Source organism: Marinobacter sp. L-80, assembly GCF_056859395.1.
This window is the reverse complement of the sequence record NZ_JBSXOI010000035.1, coordinates 24,080-47,536: the sequence shown is the minus strand read 5'-3', so window position 1 is coordinate 47,536 and position 23,457 is coordinate 24,080. Positions and strand designations below refer to the sequence as shown.

The window sequence follows — 23,457 nt, the reverse complement described above, 5'->3', positions numbered from 1 at the left end:
ACACCATTAACGAGGGCGAGCGATGAAAAGCTGACGCTAAGGGTGCAATAAAAGTGTCACAAAATCGGCATACCATCCGTGGCATAGCCCGCTGTTGGAGTTGTCATGTTCGGCACAGTAAGAACCCGCATCCTTTTTTTCGCTTTTCTCTCGGTCTTTGCCGTCGCAGGACTTTCCGCTCTGTCCTGGAGCATCATCCTGAAAGCGGAAGACGCCTCCAAAACCCTGATCCAGACCAACCTCAACGAAGCCTGGCTACTGGCGGATCTCGAACAGGACCACAGGCACCTCCAGGATCTTGCGTACAAGATCAAGGCCCAGCTTCTGCTGTGGGATGAAATCGAGAACGAGTTCAGCCGTTTGGAGACCGCTTTGCCGGCACATTGGCAGAGTCTGGAAACGGATCCGGGGTTGAGCGAGTGGGCAGAGGCACATCGTGAGGATTTCGAGCGGGTACTGGCGCTTATCGCCCGGATGAAAGAGGGCATTGCAGAGAAAAGCTATTACCGTGTCGGCCAGGTCGTGGATTTCGATCTGTTCCCGGCCATGGAGCCGATGCTCGAAGCGATTGCTGGTCGCCAGTTTCAAAGCAGGAAGTCTGTATCTGACGGCGCCGACGAGTTGCTGTCGTTTCTGGCTGGCCAGCAGACCTTTGTGATTGCCGGTTCCGTATCCTTTCTGCTTATTGTTATCGCCATGACCTGGTGGTTGAGGCAGTCGGTTATTCTGCGCTTGCAGGGTATGCAAAACGATCTGGTTGCCATGGAAAAGAACGCCGATCTTACACGGGTGCCAGTCCTGAAAGGGCGCGACGAAGTGGCTGGTGTTGCCAATGCACTGGGTGGGTTGGTTTCCCGGTTCGAGCATTTCATCGCAGACATCCGGTCGGCTGCCGGTGGTCTGGATGAGCGTTCCGGCGCCCTGGATAATGGTGCGGAATCCCTCCAGTCCGCCTCCGAGCAAACCCGAAAGCAGATCCACGACGTCAGCCAATCCATGGCCGCCATTGCGGACCAGGCCTCGGCCATCGAGCGAGCCACAGATGAGTCTGCCAGTACTGTGAAATCGGCGGTGGCGGCCAACGAAGAAGTCCAGCATCGACTCACCACCAGCGAGGGCGCCGCGGAACATACGGTGGATGTCATTTCGCGCGTTTCAGGATCCATTCATGCCCTTAACGAATCCACGGGCAAGATTGAGCAGGTCATCGGAGTGATTGCCGATATTGCCGAGCAGACCAACTTGCTGGCACTGAACGCAGCGATCGAAGCGGCTCGAGCAGGGGAGCACGGTCGTGGATTTGCCGTTGTAGCCGATGAGGTTCGGACCCTGTCCCGTCGCACCTCCGACTCTACCCGGGATATCTCCCAGTGGGTGCAGGACCTCGTATCCGGCGTAAGCAGCGTCGATGCGCTTTTGGAGGAAATGCGCGATGCCGGCAGCAGCAACCGCGAGCATTTGGCTGCCCTCAAGGGACACCTTCAATCCCTGCAGGGCCAGTTCGTGGATCTTGAGAACCACAGCGCCGAGATCAGCTCTGCGGTTGCGTTTCAACGGGACGAGATCGGGCGGGTAGGCCGCCGTTCAACAGCGCTGGACGAAAGCGCCGATTTCCTCATTGAAACCGTCGAGCAAACCCGGACCATCAGCGAAGCGCTCAGGCAGGAGTCGGTCTCAATGCGACAATTGATCGCACGTTTCCGAACGGCCGCAGAACCAGCCTGATCAAGGATTGTTTGCCCGGATCCCCCCTCCGGGCTTCTACCTCGCCACCATAACTCGTAACATGGTGGCGTCAAAGGAGGTAGTATGACCGACAGCGCCGAAAACCAGCCCGAGCAAGACCCCAGACAGGAAAAATTCGTTGTCGACAAAGAGTTGCTGACCGAAGACCAGCTCCAGGGCCTGGTGGAAGAGTACTGCACCCGATACCACGGACTGAACGACACCGAGAACCCGATGGGCGAGCAGAGCAGGGTAATGTCTGCGGTGCGCCGGGGCGATCTGGTGGTCTGGTTCGATCCCGTGGAAAACACCGCCGGGCTGGGTGTGCCGGCTTAGGCGTCAGGTGTGTCACGGTATTTGTGTTTGCACCTACCCGGGGCAGGAACTAAACGTTACAATCGCGCTGTTTTCCGAAAGCCGTGTGCGAGGTGAATTTTGATCAGGGTACTGGTTGTAGATGACCATGAGCTGGTGAGGTCCGGTATTACCCGGATGCTGGCTGACAACCCGGACATTGAAGTCATCGGGCAGGCGCCATCCGGAGAGGATGCCATCGATTTCGTCCGCCAGGAGCGTCCGGACATTGTGCTCATGGATATCCGCATGCCGGGTATCGGAGGCCTTGAGGCAACCCGTCGTATCCTCCGCATTGATGATTCCATTCGCGTGATCGTGGTAACCGCCTGCGCGGACGACCCCTATCCGACGCGCGTCATGCAAAGCGGTGCTACCGCCTACATCACCAAGGGCGCGGATATCAAAGAGATGGTCCGCGCCATTCGTATGGCTCACACAGGCCAGCGCTATATCAGCCCGGAAATTGCCCAGAAGATGGCCCTGAAGCAACTGGGCGGCGGCGATCGGGACGAGGACGGCGAGCTCTCGCTTTTCGACCGGCTTTCCGAGCGGGAAATGCAGATAGCGATGATGGTGGTGGATTGCCAGAAGGTGCAGGACATTTCGGACAAGCTGTGCCTGAGCCCTAAAACCGTGAACAGCTACCGCTACCGGATCTTCGAGAAACTGGAAATTTCCAGTGATGTCGAATTGGCCCTGATGGCAGTGCGGCTCGGGTTGCTTGATGCCGACAAGGTCTGACCCTGAGAGCACCCACATCGGGGAGTTTGACAGCAAGAGCTTCCTGAAACAGTTGACCGAGCGGCCCGGCGTCTACCGAATGTACGACGAGGGTGGCTCGGTGCTTTACGTGGGCAAGGCCCGCAACCTTAAAAAACGGGTTGGCAGCTACTTCCGCAAGACCGGTCTGGCGCCCAAGACCGAAGCCCTGGTGGGCAAGATTGCCTCTATCGAAGTGACGATTACCGGCAGTGAAACCGAGGCGCTGCTGCTCGAACAGAACCTGATCAAATCGTTACGGCCGCCCTATAACATCCTGCTCCGTGACGATAAGTCCTATCCCTATATCTATTTGTCGTCGCATAGCGATTACCCCTCGCTGACGTTCCGTCGTGGGCGCACTAAAAAGGGTGGCGGCACCTGGTTCGGGCCGTTTCCGAGCTCGGGTGCGGTCAAGGAAAGTCTTAATGTGTTACAGAAGATTTTCCGCATAAGAAACTGTAGTGAAAGCTTTTTCAGGAATCGCACGAGGCCTTGCCTGCAGTACCAGATTAACCGCTGCACGGCACCGTGTGTTGAATACATTACGCCCGAGGAGTACCAGCAGGACATCCGCCACGCGACCATGTTTCTGGAGGGGAAAAACCCTGCGATCCTCCACGATCTGATGAATGCCATGGAGGCCGCTTCCAAGAACCTGGAGTTCGAGAAAGCGGCGGCCTATCGCGACCAGATCAATCATCTGCGCCATGTCCAGGAACAGCAGTCGGTAGACGGTGAGGGCGGCGATGCGGATGTCATCGCAATTGCCCAGGACGCGGGTATCGTCTGCATCGTAGTGATCATCGTGCGCGGTGGCCGTGTGCTCGGCACCAAGGACTACTTCCCTCGCTACTCCATCGAGCAGACCGAGGGCGAACTGCTCAGTGCCTTCCTCGGGCAGTACTATTTCGGCGGCAACACCCGGCGGGAGATTCCGCGGGATATCCTGGTGCCGGTTGAGGTGGAAGGCCAGGAATTGTTGGCCCAGGCCCTCAGCGAGTCTGCAAACCGGGAAACCCGGATTCGGGGCAATGTTCGCGGTGAACGCCGCCGGTGGCTGGAACTGGCCATGACCAACGCCCGCCAGACCCTGCTCACTCACCTGGCGAGCAAGGAGACCGTATACCGGCGCCTGCTGGCCCTGAGGGATCTTCTGGAGCTGTCGGAGACGCCGTCACGCATGGAGTGTTTCGATATCAGCCACAGCCACGGGGAAAATACCGTCGCATCCTGCGTGGTTTTCGATGAGAATGGCCCCGTGAAGAGTGATTACCGCCTGTACAATATCGAGGGGGTTACGGCCGGCGATGATTACGCAGCCATGCGCCAGGTGCTTTCCCGTCGCTACAAGCGGATGGTGGCCGGCGAGGGCAAACGCCCGGATCTGGTCTTCATAGACGGTGGTAAGGGGCAGTTGAATATTGCCCGGGAAGTTTTTGATGAACTAGAGATTTCCGATATCCCGCTGATCGGTGTCGCCAAGGGCGTGACCCGTCGTGCAGGCATGGAGCAGCTTATTGATGCGATGACCGGGGATGTGTTCCGGGTGCCGGCAGATTCGCCAGCGCTGCACCTGATCCAGCATATCCGGGATGAGTCCCACCGTTTTGCTATTACCGGGCACAGGGCCCGGAGGGACAAAAAGCGCCGGCAGTCTACACTGGAAGGCATTGAGGGCGTGGGGCCGAAGAAGCGTCGCGACCTGATTCGATATTTTGGCGGAATACAGGAACTCCGCAAGGCCGGGGTTGATGAGATGACCAAAGTGCAGGGCATCAGCAAATCACTGGCCGAAACCATATACGCAGCATTGCACGACGAGTAAGGACAGCATGAATTTACCAAACATCCTCACCCTCTCCCGCATCATCATGATTCCGGTGTTCGTGGTGATTTTCTATCTTCCGGTGGGGTGGAGCTACCTCGTGAGCGCGGCCATTTTCGGATTGGCGGCGGCCACCGACTGGCTGGACGGTTATCTGGCCCGCAAACTCGACCAGAGCACCCCGTTCGGCGCGTTCCTGGACCCGGTCGCGGACAAACTCATGGTAGCCGTTGCACTGGCTGTGCTGATCGAGGAGCACTCGGCGATTCTGCTGACGATTCCGGCCACCGTTATCATCGGCCGTGAGATAGTCATTTCCGCCTTGCGGGAGTGGATGGCGGAAATCGGCAGCCGCGCCAGCGTGGCGGTTTCGTACATCGGCAAGATCAAGACCACCGCGCAAATGGCCGCTATTGTCGGCCTTCTGGCGTTTCCTCCCGGTGTACTCTGGGCCAATGTCGCCCTGGCGTTGCTCTATATCGCCGCGATTCTCACCCTCTGGTCCATGGGCCTCTACCTCAAGGCTGCTTGGGCGGATCTATTCCCGGAGAAGGCCTCAGGTCAGACGGATAGTCACACGTCGTAGCCCATTCAATCACCCTGGCGGCCAGATTGCTGCCAGCGGTTCCGAAGGCCTCAACAATCTGGTCAACCGATGTGCCTGATGCCGGTGCCACAACCCGCACAGAGCGAGTGCACAGCCTGGCCCGCGAGCGGTTGTGAATCATCTGCAGGTGCAGCTCGATAACCACCTGCGGACCGGATTCCGGGGTTTCCGAATGAAATGCCGAGAGTTCGGTGACCAGGGTCAACTCAGCCTGTGCCGGATTGGTATCCGTAATAACATTCGCGTAGGCGCCACTCTGACGAAGGCTGCTGACCAGCATATCCCGAACCACCACCGGTGCCGAATCCCGCCAGCGGGTTCCCTCGTAGGCCCGGAACTCCTGATGCGTGGGTTTGGCCAGAATCAGCGATCCGTTAAAAGGCTCTGAGGCGTAGGGTGTATCAACGCGAAGGGATGCCTGAACCGGTTGCTCCGCCGTTGGAGCCGCCTGGACCACTGCCAGGTCCATAACCCTCGGTGGCTCCGGGTTCGGAAACACCGTGCAGCCACTGGCAAAGGCAGCACCCAGGAGAAGTGTCAGGTTTCTGATTGACCTCAATGTCACTGTGCCATCTCCTTCATGGTTTCATTGCCGAACAGGGTGCCAGTGGGATCCTGCTCCAGGCGATGAGTAAACTGGTTCAGGCTCCTCAGGGTTGCCCTCAGCTCCCGCAGTGCGGGCGCCAACTCTCCCATGCCCTGGAGACCGGCATCCATTGCCCCCTGGTTGTTACGGGTCAGCTCATCAATCCGCGCCATGGTGGTGGTAATTACCGCGAGTGCTTTGTCCATGGATTGCAGAACCCGCTGGCCATCGTTTTGCAGCAGTTCGTTGGCGTTATCCGAAACGTTGGAGACTTTGATCGCAGCTTCTTCGGCACGAATGGCGGCGGCATCGAATTGTTCGAGCAGGGCGATCAGCTGGTCGCGACGGTCGAGCAGGGCGTCTGTGGCTTCCCGTGTGTTTTCCAGGATGGCCGATGCATTGTCGATGTTGTCAGCCGATAACAGCGCCGTCGCGCTGGTAAGCAGCTGGTCGGCTTTGGCCAGGAGTTGCTCGCCGTTGGAAAGCAGGCTGGTGAACGCCGAGGGCTCGGCAATGATCACCGGCGGGTTGTCCTCGTCACCTTTCAACGCGGGGTTGTCGGGGCTTCCACCGCTGAACTGGACGCTCATGCTGCCGGTGATATTGGCGAGCACCAGGCCGGCTTTCGTGTTCTCCCGAATGGGAACCGACTGATCCACCCGAACCAGAACCCGCACATGCCCAGGATTGTCCGGGTCCAACCTCAGCTCCACCACATCGCCGATCTGAACGCCGCTGTAGAGCACAGGGTTGCCTTCGGACAGGCCGCCGACGGCGTGGTCGAACACGATCTCGTAGTAGCCCCATTCCCGATCGGCGGAGGATTTCGCCAGCCACAGAGAAAAGATCAAGGCGGCGGCAAAGGCCAGGATGGTAAACAGGCCAATGATCAGGTGGTGGGCCCTCGGCTCCATGGTTACTGCTCCTGATTCCGTTTTTCCAGATGATCCCTGAATGCGTAACTCGCTGCCCGGCCACGGGGCCCGTTAAAGTAGTCCTGGACCCAATCGTCCTTCGTGGCCGCAACCTTCTCCAGCGTATCAGCTACCAGCACCTTGCGCTGTGACAGTACCGCAACCCGGTCACAGGTTGAGTACAGGGTGTCCAGATCATGGGTGACCAGAAACACAGTCAGCCCCAGGGCATCCCGGAGCGTCACAATCAGCCGGTCGAATGCCGCTGCCCCAATGGGGTCCAGGCCCGCCGTGGGCTCATCCAGAAACAGGATCTCCGGATCGAGTGCCAGGGCCCGGGCCAGGCTCGCCCGCTTCACCATACCGCCGGAGAGTTCGGACGGGTAACGAACCGCTGCGTCAGGTGGTAAACCGGTCAGCGCCAGCTTCATCCGGGCCAGCTGTTCGGCCTCAGACCGCTTCAGGCCGGCGTGTTCAATCAGGGGAACGGCGATATTCTCCTGCAGGTTGAGGGAGGTAAACAGGGCGCCACCCTGGAACAGAACCCCGAAGCGTTGCTCAACCCGGGAGCGTGCACGTGCCGGAAGCTGGATAAGATCCTCGCCAAACACCCGGATATGGCCCGAGGCGGGCGTGTTCAACCCAACGATACTGCGCAAAAGCACGGTTTTGCCGGTTCCTGACCCGCCAACCACGCCCAGTATTTCGCCGCGCAGCAGGTCCAGGTCGAGATTCTCGTGCACAACATGCTCGCCGAAGCGGTTGCACAGATCCCGCACCGCAATCACCGGCTTATTTCTGGCTTCAGTACTCGGGGATGCCGTCATAGCCGCCATGATTACCAGCCCATTTCCATAAAGAATAGTGCAGCAATGGAATCCAACAGAATCACCATAAAGATGGACTGAACTACGCTGGACGTTGTGTGCTCACCCACGGATTGCGCACTGCCAGCCACCTTGAATCCCTCCAGGCAGCCAATCACAGCAATCAGGAATGCAAAGATTGGCGCTTTCACAATGCCGACAACGAAATGCTGGAGGGCAATGTCCCGCTCAACGATGGCCATGAACTGCGTCGGCGAGATATCCAGCACCAGGGCACAGACCATGGCGCCGCCAACCATACCGGAGATCATGCCCACAAAGGTGAGAATGGGGAGGCTCACCATCATCGCCATTACCCTGGGTAGCACCAGCAGTTCGATGGGGTTCAGGCCCAGGGTGCGGATGGCATCCAGCTCCTCGTTAACCTTCATGGCGCCAATGTGGGCGGTAAACGCGCTGGCGGTCCGGCCGGCGAGCAGGATTGCGGCCAACAGCACCCCGAATTCCCGCAGGAAGGAGAAGGCCACCAGGTTAACCGTGTAGATGGTGGCGCCAAAATCATCCAGCACGGTCGCCCCCAGAAACGCTACCACGGCACCCACCAGAAATGTGAGTAGTGCCACAATGGGCAGGGCGTTCAGGCCGGTGTCATGAACGGCTGCGACGAAGGGCGTCATACGCCAGCGCCAGGGCCGGGGGAGGTTCCAGGCCAGGGTGCCCAGCGTCTGGCCAATAAAACCCACAAGAATCCACAGCAGCTGAAAGAGGCTTTCAACCTTCTGACCCGTTCCGGTCACAAAGCTCCAGAGCAGGGAAGGCCTGCGCCCATCTGGCCCGGGCTGGTTCTTCATGGCCTCGCAAACGGCGGCAATCAGCGCGGATTTTTCACGGGGTAAGTCGCCTGCGGCCGAGGCGGCTTCGAGCAGGCGCTCCGGGCCGATCAGAGAGGCCAGTTGCGATGCACCGGCAGTGTCAATCCGATCCAGCCCCGAGAGGTCGATGGATAATCGACTCGTATCCCTGGAAGACATCGACGAAGCCAGGGACGCCAGCGACCGGTAATGGCTCAACAGCCAGTCATCCGTCACCCTCAGGGTGTCGGCTTCCACGGTTATGGATCCGGGTCTGGAAGACGGTCTTTGTGGGTCGGTCTGCTCGGAAGAATCAGGACTGGGCACGTTCTGTCGAATCCCTGAGTGATGTTGCCTGCCAGTGACTAGCTTAGAGAGTGCAAAGGTTCTCTGCCAGTGCGCAAGTCGCATGATTGCATCCGGCACCGGGATTGGCCAAACTTTACCCACAATCTCCAGTAAAACAAAAACTTGATAAAAAACTATTGACGCCCGAACGGTAATCCGTAGAATACGCAGCCGTTGACGAGGCAATGCCCCGGAAACAAAGAGCGGGAATAGCTCAGTTGGTAGAGCACAACCTTGCCAAGGTTGGGGTCGCGAGTTCGAATCTCGTTTCCCGCTCCAATTTCAAGTCTCTCAATGCCCACCTGAGAGCACAAAGATCCGATCTCTTCGATCTTTTCCGGCGCGGTGGCAGAGTGGTTATGCAGCGGACTGCAACTCCGTGTACGCCGGTTCGATTCCGACCCGCGCCTCCAATTTATTTCCGTGTTGTTACAGCAGCTTAAGTAGACTCAGCTTCCTGCCCATAGTGCTCAGCTGCCATTTGAGGCAAGGCGCGCGTCTATGCCAAAAAAAACGGCCGCGTTCAGCAACGCTTCGTCCTCACTGATCAAACAAGCCTGATTAGACTCCGCGCAGGCCAGGTGGAGTGCATCCAATGTCCTCAGACTTGTCTTTCGTGTCCCGATCCAATGCCCGGCTCGACGGTAATGGTCTGATTCAATAGAGCAGAGGGTGAAGCGGCCGTGGCTGACATCATCATGGAAGGCACTTTCGATGCGATTTGCCTGGGGCTCACTAAGCTCCCCCATGCGAACCCAACGGGCCAAGGCACTTGCAACTTCCACTTCTGTTAAATGACTGATCAGAACTGGCTTGGTCTGCAATTCAAGCAAGGCTTGAATGCTATCGCTAGCATGCTCTTGGCGGTAGTAGGGTAGAACGGCACTGGTGTCGAAGTAGTACATCAATAGCGCTCTTCGTCTCTGAGCTCTCGCACCGTCTGTGCAGAACTTTCTCGAGAAGGCGGTAGCGAAGCTCTTAGCCCTGAACGATCCAGAAACTGAATAGTTTCCGGATAGGCTGCCGTCAGCCGCGCTGCTGGTTTACCATGGCGAAGAATAACAATCTCTTCTCCAGCGGCTACCGCGTCTAATAGATTAGAAAGCTTTTCCCGCGTTTCCCGGACATTAATGGTCTGCATGCTTTCTCCTTCTTTTGTGTACACGTTTAGTGTACACCGATAGGTTTCTGGCTTGCAATTCAACGCCGAAGAATCGTTAAAACCTGATACATGTGAGCACTGCGCAAGATCTTGAGCGCGTTGGACTATTTTGTTGATGTTATTCTGCGGAGCGATCGACCCAGTCGCCAATGGCCCTATGAACAACACAGACCGGCAGAAACTCTTGCTCCAGCCGGCCCTGGTCTGCCTGTCTCAGACGTTGGTAAAGCTTAGCCTCGCTTCCGGTCAATCCTGGCGGAGTGATCGAGGGGGCAGGCTGTGGTTCTTCAACACCACTTGCGTCGGCGAACGTGTCGAAGGTAATCCTGTCCATCAGCAGTGGTGTGAGAAGCGGGAGGTGTTTCCGGGCGCTGGCCAGCATGGTCAGTCCCCAGGTATCGATGTCGCCCCAATAGGCGGTCGCCCGATCTTTCAGCCATGTTGCGTTGAGCCAGGACAGGTTCAGGCCCGACCCAAGTACCGAGACCGTACCGGAGACCCTGGGCAACTGGTGAAGGCAGCGTTCGTTTTCAACCAGTATCAACCGTTCGCCAGGTAAAGGCGTGCTTTGGAGTTCGTGGGCCCGGACCCGCATTTGCGTGAAGGGCAACAACGAGCCATCAAGGTCGGCGACCAGTAACCAGTGGTGGCCGTCGTCTTCAGCGCCCAGAAAGGCTTCCAGCCCGGTTTCGCTGGCCTGGCCGTCGAACAGAATGTCCAGCATCAGCGTTACAAGCTGGCGGTTGCGCTCGAAGAACTTGCTGTCGGTGCCGGCAATAGACAGTGCCCTGAGGGGTTTTCCTTCGGCGCAGCCTGGCTGGAGCTGAAGGGCAACCTTGCCGCTGCGAATAACGTCGCTTTCCGGCTTATCCATGACCAGGCTGCGCCGGCGTATGACCAGTGAGTGAAATCGCGGGTCCAGAACAGAGGCGAGACGGCTGAGTGTGTCGTATTCCCGCCTGACTTCACTGCTGCCCGCGGCCTGCACCCACTGGCTGGGAGTGTCCAGTGTCCAGTGGGTGGGAATGTCGATGGCTTCGCTGGTGCTCTTGAAGCGGACCAGCTGCCACTGGACCTGCCCGGTGGTGACCTCCCGCCATTGCCGCAGGTGTTCTCGTACCTGTGTGACCTTCTCCCGTACCGTCGCGCCCGTGGGCTTGCCGATGGGGAGGGTTAATGGCCAGCTCTGAGGCCGGAGCAGGCGCTGTTCGCGCAGGTCCGCGTTCTGCCATTGGCGGGCCAGGCGGCTTGCCAGTTCAGCCGGGGATTTCATGGGCTTTCCGGGTCATTTTCTCCGCGTGGGCCTCCAGTTCTTCCCAGCTCAGTGAGGTAAGGGTGGCCCGCAGGTCCTTGCGGTGAACCAGGATGGCAGAGCGGGTGTGGGCCCGTAGCAGTCGCATCTCTTTGTTGGGCGTGACGAACAGTGGGTGCAGGCCAAACTCGTTGAGAGCCGAGATGATGCGGCCGGCTACGGCGTGGGAGCTCTTGGAGAAGGCCTCGTCCAGCACGATGGTTCCGAACAGTGGCTGGGTGGCGCCGTCCGGACAAAGCGCATAGCTCAGGGAGGCGGTAAGAATGTAGCTGGCGATGATTTCCTTTTCGCCGCCGCTGCCCCCCTGGGAGCCGGTGCGAGTCTCGATCACCGAGCCGGACTCGCGTTCCAGCACCGAAACTTCGAACTGCAGCCGGTAGCGCGGGTCCAGCAGAGCCCGGGCACCCACGGTGCGCTTGTTGTCTGCCGCGTCCCGCAGCAAGGCCACCATGTTTTGCAGAGCCTTGAAATGGCTTTCGCCCTGGTCGCCTTTCAGGGCATCCGCCCGCAGCTGCCGTTGTGCGCGTTCCAACCTGCGGAGGGATTCATGGGTAACCCGGCGGGGCTCCAGGCGCAGGTAGCGGCCAGGGTGGAAGTCGACCCGCCGCAGTGTGGCGTTCAGATCGGCGATACGTTCTTCAATGATGGCCACCTGGTTCTGTATTTGAGCCAGCAGTTGGGTCACGCCCTGATCCGACGACTGGTTCAGATAGCTGAGGAATCGCTCCAGCTTCTGGGGAAGGGCTTCTTCCTCCAGTACCCGCAGGCGTTCCAGGTATTCCGGAATGTCCTGGATATTACTGCCGGTTTCAATCAGCGCCCCGGTATCAATGGTGAGCGCCTTTTCCATCAGTTGGGTCAGGCTGAGTTCATAACTCTGGATCTGTTTGCCCAGCTTCCCAATGACTTTGTCCAGTTGCTCTCGCTGGTCCCGCTCCAGGGCTTCCAGTTGTTCGTACTGGTCCGCTTTCGGGGTGCGGAAGTGTCTGGTTGCCAGGCTTTGCTGGTCGTCTGTGAGGCCATCGCCAAGCCGGTCCAGCAGTTCTGTGCAGCGGTCCGTGGCCTGGTTGCGCTTTTCTTTCAGCAGGGCGAGGGCGGTTTCCTGGTTCGACAGCTGTTGTCGGCCTTCTTCTAGTTGCTGGCGAACCGCTTCAAATTCCCCCCGTGCTTTTTCCACATCCGAGTCCGGAGCGGTCAGTGCTTCCAGCCGGCTTTGCAGGGCATCGAGTTCACGTTGTGCGCTGGGCAGGTTGATGGTGCTGAACTCGGTTTCGCCCAGGAGTTCGTAAAGCCTTATCTGATCCTTTGTGTCCCTGAGATTACGGCGGGCTGATTCGAGTTGCCGCCCCAGAGCGTCCGCTTTCTTACGGGTTTCGCTCAGTTCGTTGTTGAGCGCGGAGAGACGGTCACGGTTGTTGAAGCCGGTCATCCAGCCCTTGTCGAGCCGCTGGTTGTCCCGTTTTTCAAAATAGCCCTTCTTGCCGGACATCAGGCCCTGTTGGGTCATGCCATGGGGTGTCTGGCGCAGGGTTTCGGGAGAGTCCACGCAGTGTCGGTCGATTTCGGCCAACAATTGTTTCAGGGCTTCCCGGTGAGGATGGTCCTTGAAGTTCAGCTTGCGGGTGAAGCCATCCTTCATGAACTGTGCCGTGGCCTGGGGTGCCTGGGCTTCCAGCAGTCGCACATGAAGGCGGTTGTCACGGCTGTTGACCCTGTCCAGGGCCGATTGCATGGCGGCCGGTGGCACGAGCAGGCGCAGGCGGTGCCCGCCGATAGCCCGTTCAATGGCGCCACGCCAGTCACGTTCTTCGGCTTTGACTTCCACCAGTTCTGCCACGAACGGCAGAATGCTTTCGTCCAGGTTCAGGTCCTGGGCCAGTTCGCTGCGGAATTCCTGGTAACGTCCGTCGATGTTGGACCCGGGCCGGGCCTTGATGCGGTCGATTTCTTCGGTGATTTCCGTCAGGGTTTCATTGAGCTTACCGTGACGAAAACGCAGGTCGAGCAGGAATTCGTCCTGAGTGTCCGCAAGTTCGGACAGTTCGGCCAGCTTTGACTCACCGAGCTGGCGGTTCCGGGCCAGTGCTTCGGAGCTCAGTGTGCTGTCCAGGTCAAGCTTGCCGGTCAGGGTCTGGTAGTCCCTGGCGTGTCGGCCCCGTTCTCCTACCCAGCGCTTCTGTTGGGAGATCTGCTCCTTTAGCTGCTCTATGCTGGCACCACCGGCCTGCAGGTATATGTCTTTCAGGGTATCGGCTTTGCTGTTGAGTTGCTTAACATTGCTGCTCAATGACTCGAGGGTTTCTCTGCCCTTATCAAGCTGGCGTTCCAGGTCCTGTTTGCGGGTGCTCCACAGCTCGTAGCCGGTTTGTGCGAACCAGATCGGCAGGATGTCTTTCAATAACAGCTGCTGGTCAAGCTCTCTGGTGGCACTCTGGTGCTTTTCGTAGGTTTCCGCTATGGGTAGCAGCGACTGGTGTTGTTTTCGGGCGGTTTCCAGTTCGCTGTGGATCGCGGCCAGGTCGTCAAACTCACTGGCCACCTCTGCCGCCCGGTCGAACGCCGAGTGGTCATCCAGCACCAGTTCCCGGAAGATTTCGTCGATGCTGTTGAGCTGCTTCAGGCCCGCGGCGCGGTTGAGCAGAGTGAAGGCATTTTCCCCCACTTCAAAAAATCGCCGTACTTGGGCCAGGTAGGCTTTCTTACTGTCGTTGGCCTGTAAGCCTGGGTTATCCCCGGCGTGTTGCTTGAGCTCCCGGGCGCCACCCTCGTGGTGAATGGCCAGCCAGTTGTCCAGACTCTGGTCATCCCTTTCTGAAAACAGCCATAGGCGTTTCAGGTCGCTGGCGGCAGAGCTGCTGCCGTCGATCCAGAACAGCGCCCCGATGCGAATAGCGTTGTTACCGTTGGAGAAGCGGGCGCTCACGGCTGTTACGGTTTTACCAGCGCGTGCGATATGGCTGTTGTCGCCGGTATTGTTACCGGCACCGGATACGCCCCGAATATAGGAAATCAGGTCACGGTCGCTTTCATGGCCGCCGGTGGAGGCCAGGTTGTACCGGGGCTGGTGAGTCAACAGGGTCATCAACGCGTCCACCAGCGTGGTCTTGCCGCTGCCGGTGGGGCCGATAATGGCGGTGCCTTTCGGGTCGATCTCCGCGCAGTGCCGTCCACCGAAGGGCCCCCAGTTATACAGGTCCAGGTGGGTCAGGATATAGGCCGTGGGCGGCAGGATGTCAGCGGCAAAGAGGTCGGTCTGGGGCAGGCTCATACATCCTCTCCGTCAGCGTCTTGCGGGGCGGACTGGCCGGCCATTTGTCGGAAATGGTGGAGCAGGTTCTGCAGATTTTCCGGGTTCGCCAGGTGGGTGATGATAGGGCGAACGACCACCTGGTCGTTGGCGTCGATGTCCGAGACAATGCCGTGGCTCTTGAGGTTGTCCAGCAGGCTGCGCAGGCGTTTCTGGTCGCGGGTGTCGCTGCCGGTGTCGCCCAGGTACAGCTGCAGTTGGGGCAGTAGCTCATCCAGTTCCACAGTGGCTTCGCCGGCACCGAGACCGGTTTCCTGTTCGTGGGCGATAAAGTGCTGGCGTAGTATGGCCACCAGCAGGGACTGTTCCATGGTCAGACGCTGGCGGCGCACCAGGGGGTGGGACCACTCGTCGTCGTTTTCTTGGCCTTCGCTGAAGAGCCGGTCTGACACGACAAGGAAAGCCAGTCCACGTACGTCGTCCACTTTCAGGCGCAGGTCGAACGGTTCCAGGATCTGGTTGATCGCAGCGGTCTGGGTGGTGGCAACCTGGTAGAGGTTGGGCTTACGGTCTGCTTCCAGCAATCCGTATTTCAGCAGCTCCTGGGCGGTGGCTTTCACATTGCCGGGCGTGTAGTGGCTGGCCTCCGTCAGAGGCGTTTGCTGATCGACATGGGCCAGTGCCTCTGATGTCTGTTGCGGCTCGTCCCGGCCTTGTTGGTCGTCTGCCTGGCTTGTCAGGCGGTCAAAATAGTCAGACATGCGGGTTTACAGCTCCCAGTCGATGGCTTCTGCGTCTTGTCGGGTTAGCGCCAGTTGCGGCACGTGGAAGCGCAGCCGGTGTCCGTTGCTGTCGGTAATATCCACGGCTTCCCGGTCGTCGGTGATTTCCACCTCCGCCTCACGGGACATGGCCAGCCACAGGGCAATGGTTTCCAGGTCGTGAGTGGGCGGCAGGTGAGCCGCCAGGTCGCCGATGCTCATGGGGCGGTCGGTGACTTTCAGCAGTTCCACGGTTTCCTGGTACAGGGCTTCCCGGTCAAGACCGTCAAATGCCCGCCAGAACTCTTCGTCGACGTCGTCGAGGTTGACGCCCTGATCGGTCAACTCGAGGCCTTGTGCCTGCTCTTCAGTGGCGGACTTGAATCTGAGCCGCTCAACCAGCGGCAGGCTGGAAACCGCCACGGCAATTGGCGGCAGAGGCGTGTCGCCTTTGCGGACCTTGTGGCTGGACCAGTCGATGTTAAGTGCGGTGTTCAGTATACCATTGAGCAGTTCGCCGACTCTGTGGTTCTCGGCGGCCAGCCCGGTTTTCAGGAACCCTTTGACGTCTTTTTCGCTGCGGGCCCGGGCGCGGATGACAGCAGCGGACTCCTGTATCAGCCGGATCACGAGCCAGCGCAATTCATCCTGTTGCTGTCGGGACAGGGCGTGGCGGGTTGCCGGATTCTTCAGGATGGTACGCAACCGGTGTTTCATGTTGTCCAGCTCGATGGAACGGCTAAGTTGCTCACTGAAGTTGTGGAATACCTTGCCCTCGGCGGTTTCCAGCAGGGTGTCGTGGCCGTCCAGCAAGCGGTCAACGATTTCGCCACGGTGATGCTGTTCGCTGACGATGGATTGGCGTAACTGACGGTCTGCGTCCCGATAGGAGTCCTCCACCCGGCGAAAGTCCGCTCGCAGACTGGTGGCAAGATTGTAGACTTCGCGGATGCCTTCTGCGGCTTCGGCCCCCTCCAGCACCTTGAATCGACCGGCTTCCACGTCGGCCATTTCGTGCTCCAGGTCTCTTATTTTGCGGCGTATATGGTCCGCACGGCTTTGGGCATTCGGGTTCAGACGGGTTTCCAGGTTTTCAATTTCCCGCTGTACCGTGGCGAGGCGAGAGGCGGTGGACGTCATGATCTTTTCATCGAGGCCCTCAACAAAGGCCAGGGCTTTTTGCAGGGCATCGGTGGCCATCAGCCGGCCGTCCCGTTCCACTATCAGCCCTTTGCGAATCCAGGAGCGTAGTTCTTTCCTGGCATCGGCTGCCGGGTCGTCGGGGGACAGCTTCAGGTCGTCGCTGTTGGCGTGTTCACGCAGGATATCCGTCAGCATTTGCTGGGCATCCTCGAACAGGATTTCTTCCCGGTTTGTTTCCATCAGTGCCTGCAGGCAACTAAGTACCAGGGGCCCGCGGGTGGCAGACAGAAGCTTCCAGGCCGGATGCTGGTGACGGGCCACCAGGTAGGAGCGGGTTCTCAGGTGGGTTTGTTCGTCCATCGGCAGTGTGCTTTTATCTGGTATCTGGATAACGGGTGGCAGCAAACAGGGCCTGATAATGGCATTTATATGGCGTTCATAATAGTACCGGTGTGATAGCGACCGTAACAACTTAATACCCATCAGACCACCACAGGGGCGGTTTCACCAGAGCGCTTTGTTATCCGGTGCCACCTTTATTCTCCAGGCCGACACCAGGCCGCCCTTGTCATTATCTACCCGGGTCACATACTCTGCTAGAGTCTGTGATTGAGGCAGGTGGTGAGCTGAGGTTGGGCACGGAGGGCATTCCCGTCGACTGGCTGGTGGTCATGCATCGCCTGCCAGAGACTGCGATGCTGGAAAAACAGATCAAGTCCTCAGCCGTGGAATACCAGCGCGTCACGGCGGCGGCCGACTTGCTTGCCCGTTTTTATCTGGATGCCGCAAGCGTCCGGCTCTCGGGGAACCAGTACCTGGAGCGCTTGCGGGAGGGCATCGACGATCACTACCAACAGTTGATTGATTACTCCCTTCCGGAGGACAGGGTCAAACGGGTCCGTGACCAGCAAATGACACTGATTGAAAAACACTCGGCGGTCTTTGCGGATCGCGCAAAGGCCGGCATCCTCGTTGAGGCCCATGGTGATTTGCGGCCGGAGCATGTCTGCCTGACCGAGCCACAGAACGGGCCAAGCTGGCGATCTGGCACCTGGACGACGATTTCCGCGAGAGGCGCGGGCCATGGCGGCAAAAAGCGCTGGATTACCTGAACATAGCCTCCGATTTCGGCAAAGGTGCTGGCGGCTGAAGCGATGGCGCCCAAGAAACCCGGATTCAGGACTCCAGATCTGTCACATCCCTGCCTTCATGCAATGCAGTGATGGTATCGGCTATGCCGGCAGTAATATCCACCAGCTCAACCTTGGTCTTCAGTGATTTGGACGGCAGTGACGGAGTGACCGTATTGCCGAGAATCACCCGGGACAATGCCGGCGAAGCCAGTTTTTCCCCGGTATCGTCAGTGAACACAGCGTGCGTGGCGATGGCGATCACGTCCTCCGCGCCCTGGTCTCTGAACGCTTCCGCAGCCCGCTGCATAGTGCCTCCTCCTGCGATCAGGTCGTCCAGGATCAGGACGGTGCGGTTGCGGATATCGCCAACCACGGCAGAACCGCTCATTTCGCCCTGGCTGCGATGCTTCTCCATAAATGCGCTGCCGACGGGGCGCTCCAGCCGATTCGCCAATGACTCGCGGAACAGTTCCGCACGCTTTACGCCCCCTATATCCGGGGACGCTACGGTGATTTCCCTGTCCCCGAGTTCCGGCAGGAGGTAGTCGATGAACGCTTCCCTGGCGCTCAAATGCACTGTCGGGCAGCGAAAGGCATTTTCGAAAGCGGCGCGGTTGTGAACGTCCACGGTCACCATGGTGTCGATCGTCACAGCCTCGAAGAGCTGGGCGACATAGCGGGTGGTGACAGGATCATGGGGCTTGGTTCTCCTGTCCTTGCGGGAGTAAGAAAGGTAGGGCGCCACGACATTGATTCGGCCGGCGCCAGCGTCCCGAAGACTGGCCAGTAAAAACAGCAGACGCACGAGCTTGTCGTTGGTGCTGAGGCCATCGCTGCTGTTGAGGGACTGGACCACGAATACATCCCGGTTGCGAACCGTCTCCAGCGTGCGGATCTTGTGCTCGCCGTCTTCGAAATCCCGTTCCTCATGTTTGCCCAGGGGCACGCCCAGGTGGACGGCCACTTGCGAGGCAAAGTCGCTGCCGCAATCAAGACTGAAGAGTGCTATTCGGTCGTCCGGTTTCATGGGGCCAGTCCGTTCGCTTTGGCTGAGTGTATCAATTGCTCTTTTAACTCTAGTCAAAATGCGGATAAAGATATACGAGGCCGAGTTTTCGAACTCTTCGTCCCACTTTCCATCGTCTGGCGTAATCCCGGCCTGATGTGCTTCAATGATCGGTAACTAATCAAGTCAGTCGGCAAGGCTGTCTTTGATACCTCGGCGCCTGGTCAACAACAATGAGCACAGACGATAAGATGGTCAAACGCCGGCGCTCTGCTCTACGTGGCCGTCAACTGGAACCGGCGGTACTGTCGGAGCTGCGGGACCTGATCGGTGACGAACGTGTTGATTCGTCATTGCGGGACCGCGATCGCCTTATCGAACACCTGCATGTACTGCAGGACGCAGACGGTTACCTCTCCATGCCCCGCCTTCGGGCCCTTGCCGCTTTCATGAACCTGCCCATGGCCGCCGTCTATGAAACGGCCACGTTCTACGCCCATTTCGACGTCATTCACGATGAAGAAGCCCCGCCGCCTGAGATAACTCTTCGGGTGTGTAACTCGGTTTCCTGCCAACTGGCGGGCGCAGGCGCACTGCACGAGGCACTGGCCGACGGGACGGACCCGAGCCAGGTGCGTGTGGTCCACGCACCCTGCATGGGGCGCTGCGATACAGCACCTGTGGTGGCCGTGGGACAACATCATGTAGGCAACGCCACTGTCCAGACGGTTGGCGCGGCAGTCGAACAAAAGCAGGTTCAACCCGACGAGATCCATTGGCAGAAGCTGGCGGATTATCGCTCGGTAGGTGGTTACCAGTTGCTGAAGGAATGCCGCGACGGTCGGATTACCGTCGAGTCGCTTGCGGAAGAACTTCAGCAGGCTGGCCTGCGCGGCCTGGGCGGCGCCGGGTTCCCCACGTACCGCAAGTGGCAGGCCGTGCGGGCCGAACCCGGGCCGCGCTACGCGGTGATCAATGCCGACGAGGGTGAGCCGGGTACCTTCAAAGATCGCTATCACCTGGAACGAGAACCCCACGTGTTCCTGGAAGGTGCACTGGTCAGCGCCTGGGCGGTTGAGGCGAAGGCCCTCTACATCTACCTGCGCGATGAATATCCCGGCCTCCTCGGTGTGCTGAAAGACGCCGTCGCCGAACTGGAATCTGCCGGCATCATAGAAGCCGGTTTTGTGATCCTGCGCCGGGGCGCGGGCGCGTACATCTGCGGCGAGGAATCCGCCCTGATCGAGTCCCTGGAAGGTAAGCCCGGCAAGCCACGGCATCGCCCGCCGTTCGTAGCCCAGAAGGGATTGTTTAACCAGCCCACACTCGTTAACAACGTCGAGACCGTTTACTGGATTCCGCGCATCCATGCCCAGGGCGCAGACTGGTTTGCCAGCCAGGGGCGGCATGGTCGCAAGGGGCTTCGCAGCTTTTCGGTATCCGGCCGGGTCGCGCGGCCCGGTGTGCATGTCGCACCCGCTGGCATCACCCTCCATGAATTGATCGAGGAATACTGTGGCGGCATGGCCGAAGGGCATCGCCTGCTGGCCTACCTGCCCGGCGGGGCCTCCGGCGGCATACTGCCGGCCAGCAAGGCCGACATTCCGCTGGATTTCGACACCCTGCAGGAACACGGCTGCTTCATTGGTTCTGCGGCCGTGATCGTTCTGTCTGATCAGGACGATTTGCAAGCCGCGGCCGCCAATCTTTTGGGCTTCTTTGCAGACGAATCCTGCGGCCAGTGCACGCCCTGCCGTGTGGGCACTGAAAAAATGCTGACGTTGCTGGAGCGGGATACCTGGGATGAACAGACGCTCCAGCAACTGGCCGCCGTGATGGCCGATGCGTCCATCTGTGGTCTTGGCCAGGCCGCTCCCAATCCGGTGCTGAGCCTGCTCCGGGATTTCCGCAGCGAATTGGCCAGCCAAAACTTGATCGTTAAAGGGTAGGGAAGCCGCCATGACCGATTCCAGCACAAGTTTTACCCTCACCCTCGACGACGTGGAGGTTCAGGCCTACCCCGGCGAAACCCTCTGGCAGGTCGCCAAGCGGGCCGGCGAGACCATTCCGCACCTGTGCTTCAAGGACGCGTCGGGCTACCGTGCCGATGGCAATTGCCGCGCCTGCATGGTGGAAGTTAAAGGCGAGCGGGTGCTTGCCGCAAGCTGCATTCGGGAGGCTGCGCCCGGCATGGTTGTGCGCAGCGCGGGTTCTTCACGGGTTCAGACGGCCCGCAAAGGCGTTCTGGAATTACTGCTGGCCGACCAGCCTGAGCAAGAGAGCAGCCCCGATCGGTCCAGCCATTTGTGGGACACGGCGGACCAGCTGGCCATCGATGCCGCTGCCGTGCGCCAGCGCCTGCCGGCACGTTCAGACCGGGACGGGCCCACCGTTCACCATGTTGAACCCCGCTCCGATTCACTGCCTCACGCCGGCGGCCATGACGCCACCCATTCGGCCATGAACGTGAACCTGGACGCCTGCATCACCTGCGGCTTGTGCGAGCGGGCTTGCCGGGAAGTGCAGGGCAACGACGTGATCGGGCTGGCTCACCGCGGTGCCGCGTCGAAGGTGATCTTTGATTTTGATGATCCCATGGGCGACAGCACCTGCGTTGCCTGCGGCGAATGCGTGCAGGCCTGCCCGACGGGCGCGCTCATGCCCGCCACCCTGATGGATGCCCAGGGCCGCGGAGACTCCGCCACGGCCGACCGCACTGTAGACTCCGTTTGTCCCTATTGTGGCGTGGGCTGCCAACTGACCTATCACGTGAAAGACGAGCCCGCGAGCGCTCAATCAGGAGCGGGCGAGCAGCGCGGGCGCATTCTCTTTGTGGAAGGTAAAGACGGCCCCTCCAACCAGGGCAGGCTCTGCGTTAAAGGCCGTTTCGGGTTTGATTATCCGTCTCACCCGGCGCGGCTCGCCCGGCCACTGATTCGCCGGGAGGGCGTCCCCAAAGGGTTCGATCCAAACTTTGATCCGGCCAATCCCCAGACGCATTTTCGCGAAGCAAGCTGGGAAGAAGCACTGGAACTGGCAGCAAGCGGGCTCACCCAACTCAAAGACCAGCACGGTCCCAGCGCACTGGCCGGCTTCGGCAGCGCCAAGTGCTCCAACGAAGAAGCCTGGCTGTTCCAGAAGCTGGTGCGCACCGGTTTCGGCTCCAACCACGTGGACCATTGCACCCGGCTCTGCCACGCCAGCTCTGTCGCAGCGCTGATGGAGTGCCTGGGGTCCGGGGCCGTGACCGCCTCCTTCATGCAGGCACTCCAGGCAGACGTGGTGATCCTCACCGGCTGCAACCCGGCGGTGAATCACCCGGTCGCCGCCACCTACTTCAAGCAGGCAGCACGCAACGGCACCAAACTGATCATCATTGATCCCCGGGGCCAGTCGCTGGACGCCTATGCCTGGCGCAGCGTGCGTTTCTCGCCCGGTGGCGACGTATCGCTCTTCAACGCCATGCTCAATGTGATCATCAGCGAAGGGCTTTTCGACAAGAACTACATCGATACCCATACCGAAGGCTTCGAGGCGCTAGCGGCAAGTATCGAAGGCATGACCCCGGAAGTGATGAGCCCCGTATGCGGCGTCGATCCCGACACGATTCGGGAAGTGGCCCGTGCCTACGCGCAGGCCGAAAACGCGATTATCTTCTGGGGCATGGGCATTTCCCAGCATGTGCACGGTACCGACAACGCCCGCTGCCTGATTTCCCTGGCGCTGACTTGCGGCCATACCGGCCGGCCCGGCACCGGTCTGCACCCCCTGCGGGGGCAGAATAACGTGCAGGGCGCTTCCGATGCCGGCTTGATCCCCATGGTACTGCCAGACTACCAGCCCGTTGGGGATGCCCAGTTGCGAGCCGCTTTCGAAGAACTCTGGAGCACCGAACTGGACCCGGAGCCGGGGCTGACCGTGGTGGAGATCATGGACGCCATCAGGGCGGGCACCATCAAGGGCATGTACATCCTCGGTGAAAACCCTGCGATGTCCGATCCGGATCTCACCCACGCACGGGCCGCGCTGGGCGCCCTGGAGCACCTCGTGGTTCAGGATCTGTTCGTCACCGAGACGGCCCAGTTTGCCGATGTGATACTGCCGGCAGCGGCCTGGTCAGAAAAATCCGGCACCGTCACCAACACCAACCGGCAGGTGCAAATGGGCCGGGCGGCCCTCACGCCCCCGGGTGAAGCAAAGGCGGACTGGTGGATCATCCAGGAAATCGCCCGGCGTTTTGGGTTGGCCTGGAACTACAACGGCCCCGAGCAAGTGTTTGCCGAGATGAAGCAGGGCATGCACTCACTGGATCATATCTCCTGGTCCCGGTTGGAGCGGGAAGGGTCTGTGACGTACCCGTGCCAGGCCGACGACGCGCCAGGCGATGATGTGGTCTTCGCCGATGCGTTTCCCAGGTCCGGGGGCAAAGCCAAGTTCTCTCCGGCCAGCCCCCTGCCACCGGACGAGCCAGTGGATGAGGCCTATCCCACGGTTCTGACCACAGGGCGTTTGCTGGAGCACTGGCACACAGGCGCCATGACCCGCAGAAGCCGGGTACTGGACGAGCGCGAACCCGAAGCGGCGGCATTCCTGGCGCCATCAGAACTGGAGCGCCTGGGCGTTGCCTCTGGAGAGGACATCCATATCGCCACCCGGCGGGGCAGCATCACCCTTACGGCGCGGGCTGATCAGACCATGCCCGAAGGCATGGTGTTCGTGCCTTTCGCCTTTGTGGAAGCGGCGGCCAACCTGCTCACCAATCCGGCTCTGGACCCGTTCGGGAAGATTCCGGAATTCAAGTACGCCGCCTGCCGGCTGACCCCGGCCTAGTGCCGGGCTGGAGCTGGGCTAGAGCTGGGATAGCCAAGCTTGTTCAGAACGACGCGCATTG

19 protein-coding genes and 2 tRNA genes are annotated in these 23,457 nt (G+C 59.7%); 10 read left to right on the top strand and 11 right to left on the bottom strand.

Annotated features, from left to right (window positions below):
• Nucleotides 1-105 precede the first annotated feature (105 nt).
• The 5 genes from AC13E3_RS01805 (at nucleotide 106) to pgsA (ending at nucleotide 5,255) form a co-directional block, all read left to right on the top strand.
• Nucleotides 106-1,725, top strand: coding sequence for a methyl-accepting chemotaxis protein (locus tag AC13E3_RS01805; RefSeq protein WP_482901661.1), 1,620 nt, complete (start codon nucleotides 106-108; stop codon nucleotides 1,723-1,725).
• 84 nt (nucleotides 1,726-1,809) lie between these two features.
• Nucleotides 1,810-2,061 carry a hypothetical protein gene (locus tag AC13E3_RS01800; protein WP_273069346.1) on the top strand — a complete coding sequence of 84 codons (252 nt, stop codon included), beginning with the start codon at nucleotides 1,810-1,812 and terminating at the stop codon, nucleotides 2,059-2,061.
• Nucleotides 2,062-2,160: 99 nt separating this feature from the next.
• Entirely contained in the window at nucleotides 2,161-2,823 is a 663-nt protein-coding gene (gene uvrY, locus AC13E3_RS01795; protein ID WP_008174467.1) for a UvrY/SirA/GacA family response regulator transcription factor, read from the top strand.
• Nucleotides 2,807-4,669: an excinuclease ABC subunit UvrC gene (gene uvrC, locus AC13E3_RS01790; protein WP_273018064.1), complete on the top strand. Its 1,863-nt coding sequence runs from the start codon at nucleotides 2,807-2,809 to the stop codon at nucleotides 4,667-4,669. The genes uvrY and uvrC overlap by 17 nt, the downstream gene beginning before the upstream one ends.
• A 7-nt stretch (nucleotides 4,670-4,676) precedes the next feature.
• Nucleotides 4,677-5,255 carry a CDP-diacylglycerol--glycerol-3-phosphate 3-phosphatidyltransferase gene (pgsA, locus tag AC13E3_RS01785; RefSeq protein WP_053115089.1) on the top strand — a complete coding sequence of 193 codons (579 nt, stop codon included), beginning with the start codon at nucleotides 4,677-4,679 and terminating at the stop codon, nucleotides 5,253-5,255.
• Here the strand turns inward: pgsA and AC13E3_RS01780 are convergent.
• Genes AC13E3_RS01780 through AC13E3_RS01765 form a run of 4 tightly spaced genes read right to left on the bottom strand, consistent with a single transcriptional unit; the run spans nucleotide 5,188 to nucleotide 8,781 of the window.
• Nucleotides 5,188-5,841 carry an ABC-type transport auxiliary lipoprotein family protein gene (locus tag AC13E3_RS01780; protein ID WP_273069351.1) on the bottom strand — a complete coding sequence of 218 codons (654 nt, stop codon included), beginning with the start codon at nucleotides 5,839-5,841 and terminating at the stop codon, nucleotides 5,188-5,190. The genes pgsA and AC13E3_RS01780 overlap by 68 nt on opposite strands.
• Nucleotides 5,838-6,776 carry an MlaD family protein gene (locus AC13E3_RS01775; protein ID WP_273018063.1) on the bottom strand — a complete coding sequence of 313 codons (939 nt, stop codon included), beginning with the start codon at nucleotides 6,774-6,776 and terminating at the stop codon, nucleotides 5,838-5,840. Before AC13E3_RS01775 ends, AC13E3_RS01780 begins: the two co-directional genes overlap by 4 nt.
• Before the next feature lie 2 nt (nucleotides 6,777-6,778).
• The gene (locus AC13E3_RS01770) at nucleotides 6,779-7,603 is read right to left on the bottom strand and encodes an ABC transporter ATP-binding protein (RefSeq protein WP_286801124.1); all 825 of its coding nucleotides are present in this window, start codon (nucleotides 7,601-7,603) and stop codon (nucleotides 6,779-6,781) included.
• 11 nt (nucleotides 7,604-7,614) lie between these two features.
• A complete protein-coding gene (locus AC13E3_RS01765; protein WP_273069355.1) occupies nucleotides 7,615-8,781 on the bottom strand; it encodes an MlaE family ABC transporter permease in 1,167 nt (388 codons plus the stop codon).
• Between the two features lie 224 nt (nucleotides 8,782-9,005).
• Here AC13E3_RS01765 and AC13E3_RS01760 point away from each other — a divergent pair.
• Together AC13E3_RS01760 and AC13E3_RS01755 are read left to right on the top strand one after the other, a co-directional pair.
• Nucleotides 9,006-9,081: transfer RNA gene (locus AC13E3_RS01760), tRNA-Gly, on the top strand.
• A 60-nt stretch (nucleotides 9,082-9,141) separates the two neighbouring features.
• A tRNA-Cys gene (locus AC13E3_RS01755) sits at nucleotides 9,142-9,215 on the top strand.
• 57 nt (nucleotides 9,216-9,272) lie between these two features.
• Here AC13E3_RS01755 and AC13E3_RS01750 read toward each other — a convergent pair.
• The 6 genes from AC13E3_RS01750 to AC13E3_RS01725 all read right to left on the bottom strand — a co-directional run bounded on the left by AC13E3_RS01750 (nucleotide 9,273) and on the right by AC13E3_RS01725 (nucleotide 16,787).
• Complete coding sequence (locus tag AC13E3_RS01750) at nucleotides 9,273-9,707, bottom strand: type II toxin-antitoxin system VapC family toxin (RefSeq protein WP_053115271.1); 435 nt, start codon at nucleotides 9,705-9,707, stop codon at nucleotides 9,273-9,275.
• Complete coding sequence (locus tag AC13E3_RS01745) at nucleotides 9,707-9,943, bottom strand: type II toxin-antitoxin system Phd/YefM family antitoxin (protein WP_053115272.1); 237 nt, start codon at nucleotides 9,941-9,943, stop codon at nucleotides 9,707-9,709. Before AC13E3_RS01745 ends, AC13E3_RS01750 begins: the two co-directional genes overlap by 1 nt.
• A 139-nt stretch (nucleotides 9,944-10,082) precedes the next feature.
• Nucleotides 10,083-11,237, bottom strand: a complete 1,155-nt coding sequence (locus tag AC13E3_RS01740) for a Wadjet anti-phage system protein JetD domain-containing protein (protein ID WP_273017216.1) — start codon at nucleotides 11,235-11,237, stop codon at nucleotides 10,083-10,085.
• Nucleotides 11,221-14,544 carry an SbcC/MukB-like Walker B domain-containing protein gene (locus AC13E3_RS01735; protein ID WP_273082230.1) on the bottom strand — a complete coding sequence of 1,108 codons (3,324 nt, stop codon included), beginning with the start codon at nucleotides 14,542-14,544 and terminating at the stop codon, nucleotides 11,221-11,223. The genes AC13E3_RS01740 and AC13E3_RS01735 overlap by 17 nt, the downstream gene beginning before the upstream one ends.
• A complete protein-coding gene (locus tag AC13E3_RS01730) occupies nucleotides 14,541-15,284 on the bottom strand; it encodes a DUF4194 domain-containing protein (RefSeq protein WP_008174489.1) in 744 nt (247 codons plus the stop codon). The genes AC13E3_RS01735 and AC13E3_RS01730 overlap by 4 nt, the downstream gene beginning before the upstream one ends.
• Nucleotides 15,285-15,290: 6 nt before the next feature.
• Entirely contained in the window at nucleotides 15,291-16,787 is a 1,497-nt protein-coding gene (locus AC13E3_RS01725; RefSeq protein ID WP_273082233.1) for a DUF3375 domain-containing protein, read from the bottom strand.
• A gap of 245 nt (nucleotides 16,788-17,032) precedes the next feature.
• On the opposite strand from AC13E3_RS01725, the gene AC13E3_RS01720 reads away from it, so the two are divergent.
• Entirely contained in the window at nucleotides 17,033-17,539 is a 507-nt protein-coding gene (locus tag AC13E3_RS01720; protein ID WP_008174494.1) for a hypothetical protein, read from the top strand.
• 64 nt (nucleotides 17,540-17,603) lie between these two features.
• On the opposite strand, the gene AC13E3_RS01715 is transcribed toward AC13E3_RS01720, so the two are convergent.
• Nucleotides 17,604-18,587, bottom strand: coding sequence for a ribose-phosphate diphosphokinase (locus AC13E3_RS01715; protein ID WP_273082237.1), 984 nt, complete (start codon nucleotides 18,585-18,587; stop codon nucleotides 17,604-17,606).
• Nucleotides 18,588-18,799: 212 nt separating this feature from the next.
• Here AC13E3_RS01715 and AC13E3_RS01710 point away from each other — a divergent pair, with 212 nt between their 5' ends.
• Together AC13E3_RS01710 and fdhF are read left to right on the top strand one after the other, a co-directional pair.
• On the top strand, nucleotides 18,800-20,515 hold the full coding sequence (locus AC13E3_RS01710) for an NADH-ubiquinone oxidoreductase-F iron-sulfur binding region domain-containing protein (RefSeq protein WP_482901660.1): 1,716 nt from the start codon (nucleotides 18,800-18,802) through the stop codon (nucleotides 20,513-20,515).
• A gap of 10 nt (nucleotides 20,516-20,525) precedes the next feature.
• The gene (gene fdhF, locus AC13E3_RS01705) at nucleotides 20,526-23,396 is read left to right on the top strand and encodes a formate dehydrogenase subunit alpha (RefSeq protein ID WP_482901659.1); all 2,871 of its coding nucleotides are present in this window, start codon (nucleotides 20,526-20,528) and stop codon (nucleotides 23,394-23,396) included.
• The last annotated feature ends 61 nt before the right edge of the window (nucleotides 23,397-23,457 follow it).

What these genes read in the sequence shown, in the direction of transcription:
- AC13E3_RS01805 (WP_482901661.1), top strand. Translation starts at nt 106, where the DNA reads ATGTTCGGCACAGTAAGAACCCGCATCCTTTTTTTCGCTTTTCTCTCG.
- AC13E3_RS01800 (WP_273069346.1), top strand. Translation starts at nt 1,810, where the DNA reads ATGACCGACAGCGCCGAAAACCAGCCCGAGCAAGACCCCAGACAGGAA.
- uvrC (WP_273018064.1), top strand. Translation starts at nt 2,807, where the DNA reads ATGCCGACAAGGTCTGACCCTGAGAGCACCCACATCGGGGAGTTTGAC.
- pgsA (WP_053115089.1), top strand. Translation starts at nt 4,677, where the DNA reads ATGAATTTACCAAACATCCTCACCCTCTCCCGCATCATCATGATTCCG.
- AC13E3_RS01775 (WP_273018063.1), bottom strand. Translation starts at nt 6,776, where the DNA reads ATGGAGCCGAGGGCCCACCACCTGATCATTGGCCTGTTTACCATCCTG.
- AC13E3_RS01770 (WP_286801124.1), bottom strand. Translation starts at nt 7,603, where the DNA reads ATGACGGCATCCCCGAGTACTGAAGCCAGAAATAAGCCGGTGATTGCG.
- AC13E3_RS01750 (WP_053115271.1), bottom strand. Translation starts at nt 9,707, where the DNA reads ATGTACTACTTCGACACCAGTGCCGTTCTACCCTACTACCGCCAAGAG.
- AC13E3_RS01745 (WP_053115272.1), bottom strand. Translation starts at nt 9,943, where the DNA reads ATGCAGACCATTAATGTCCGGGAAACGCGGGAAAAGCTTTCTAATCTA.
- AC13E3_RS01740 (WP_273017216.1), bottom strand. Translation starts at nt 11,237, where the DNA reads ATGAAATCCCCGGCTGAACTGGCAAGCCGCCTGGCCCGCCAATGGCAG.
- AC13E3_RS01735 (WP_273082230.1), bottom strand. Translation starts at nt 14,544, where the DNA reads ATGAGCCTGCCCCAGACCGACCTCTTTGCCGCTGACATCCTGCCGCCC.
- AC13E3_RS01730 (WP_008174489.1), bottom strand. Translation starts at nt 15,284, where the DNA reads ATGTCTGACTATTTTGACCGCCTGACAAGCCAGGCAGACGACCAACAA.
- AC13E3_RS01725 (WP_273082233.1), bottom strand. Translation starts at nt 16,787, where the DNA reads ATGGACGAACAAACCCACCTGAGAACCCGCTCCTACCTGGTGGCCCGT.
- AC13E3_RS01715 (WP_273082237.1), bottom strand. Translation starts at nt 18,587, where the DNA reads ATGAAACCGGACGACCGAATAGCACTCTTCAGTCTTGATTGCGGCAGC.
- AC13E3_RS01710 (WP_482901660.1), top strand. Translation starts at nt 18,800, where the DNA reads ATGAGCACAGACGATAAGATGGTCAAACGCCGGCGCTCTGCTCTACGT.
- fdhF (WP_482901659.1), top strand. Translation starts at nt 20,526, where the DNA reads ATGACCGATTCCAGCACAAGTTTTACCCTCACCCTCGACGACGTGGAG.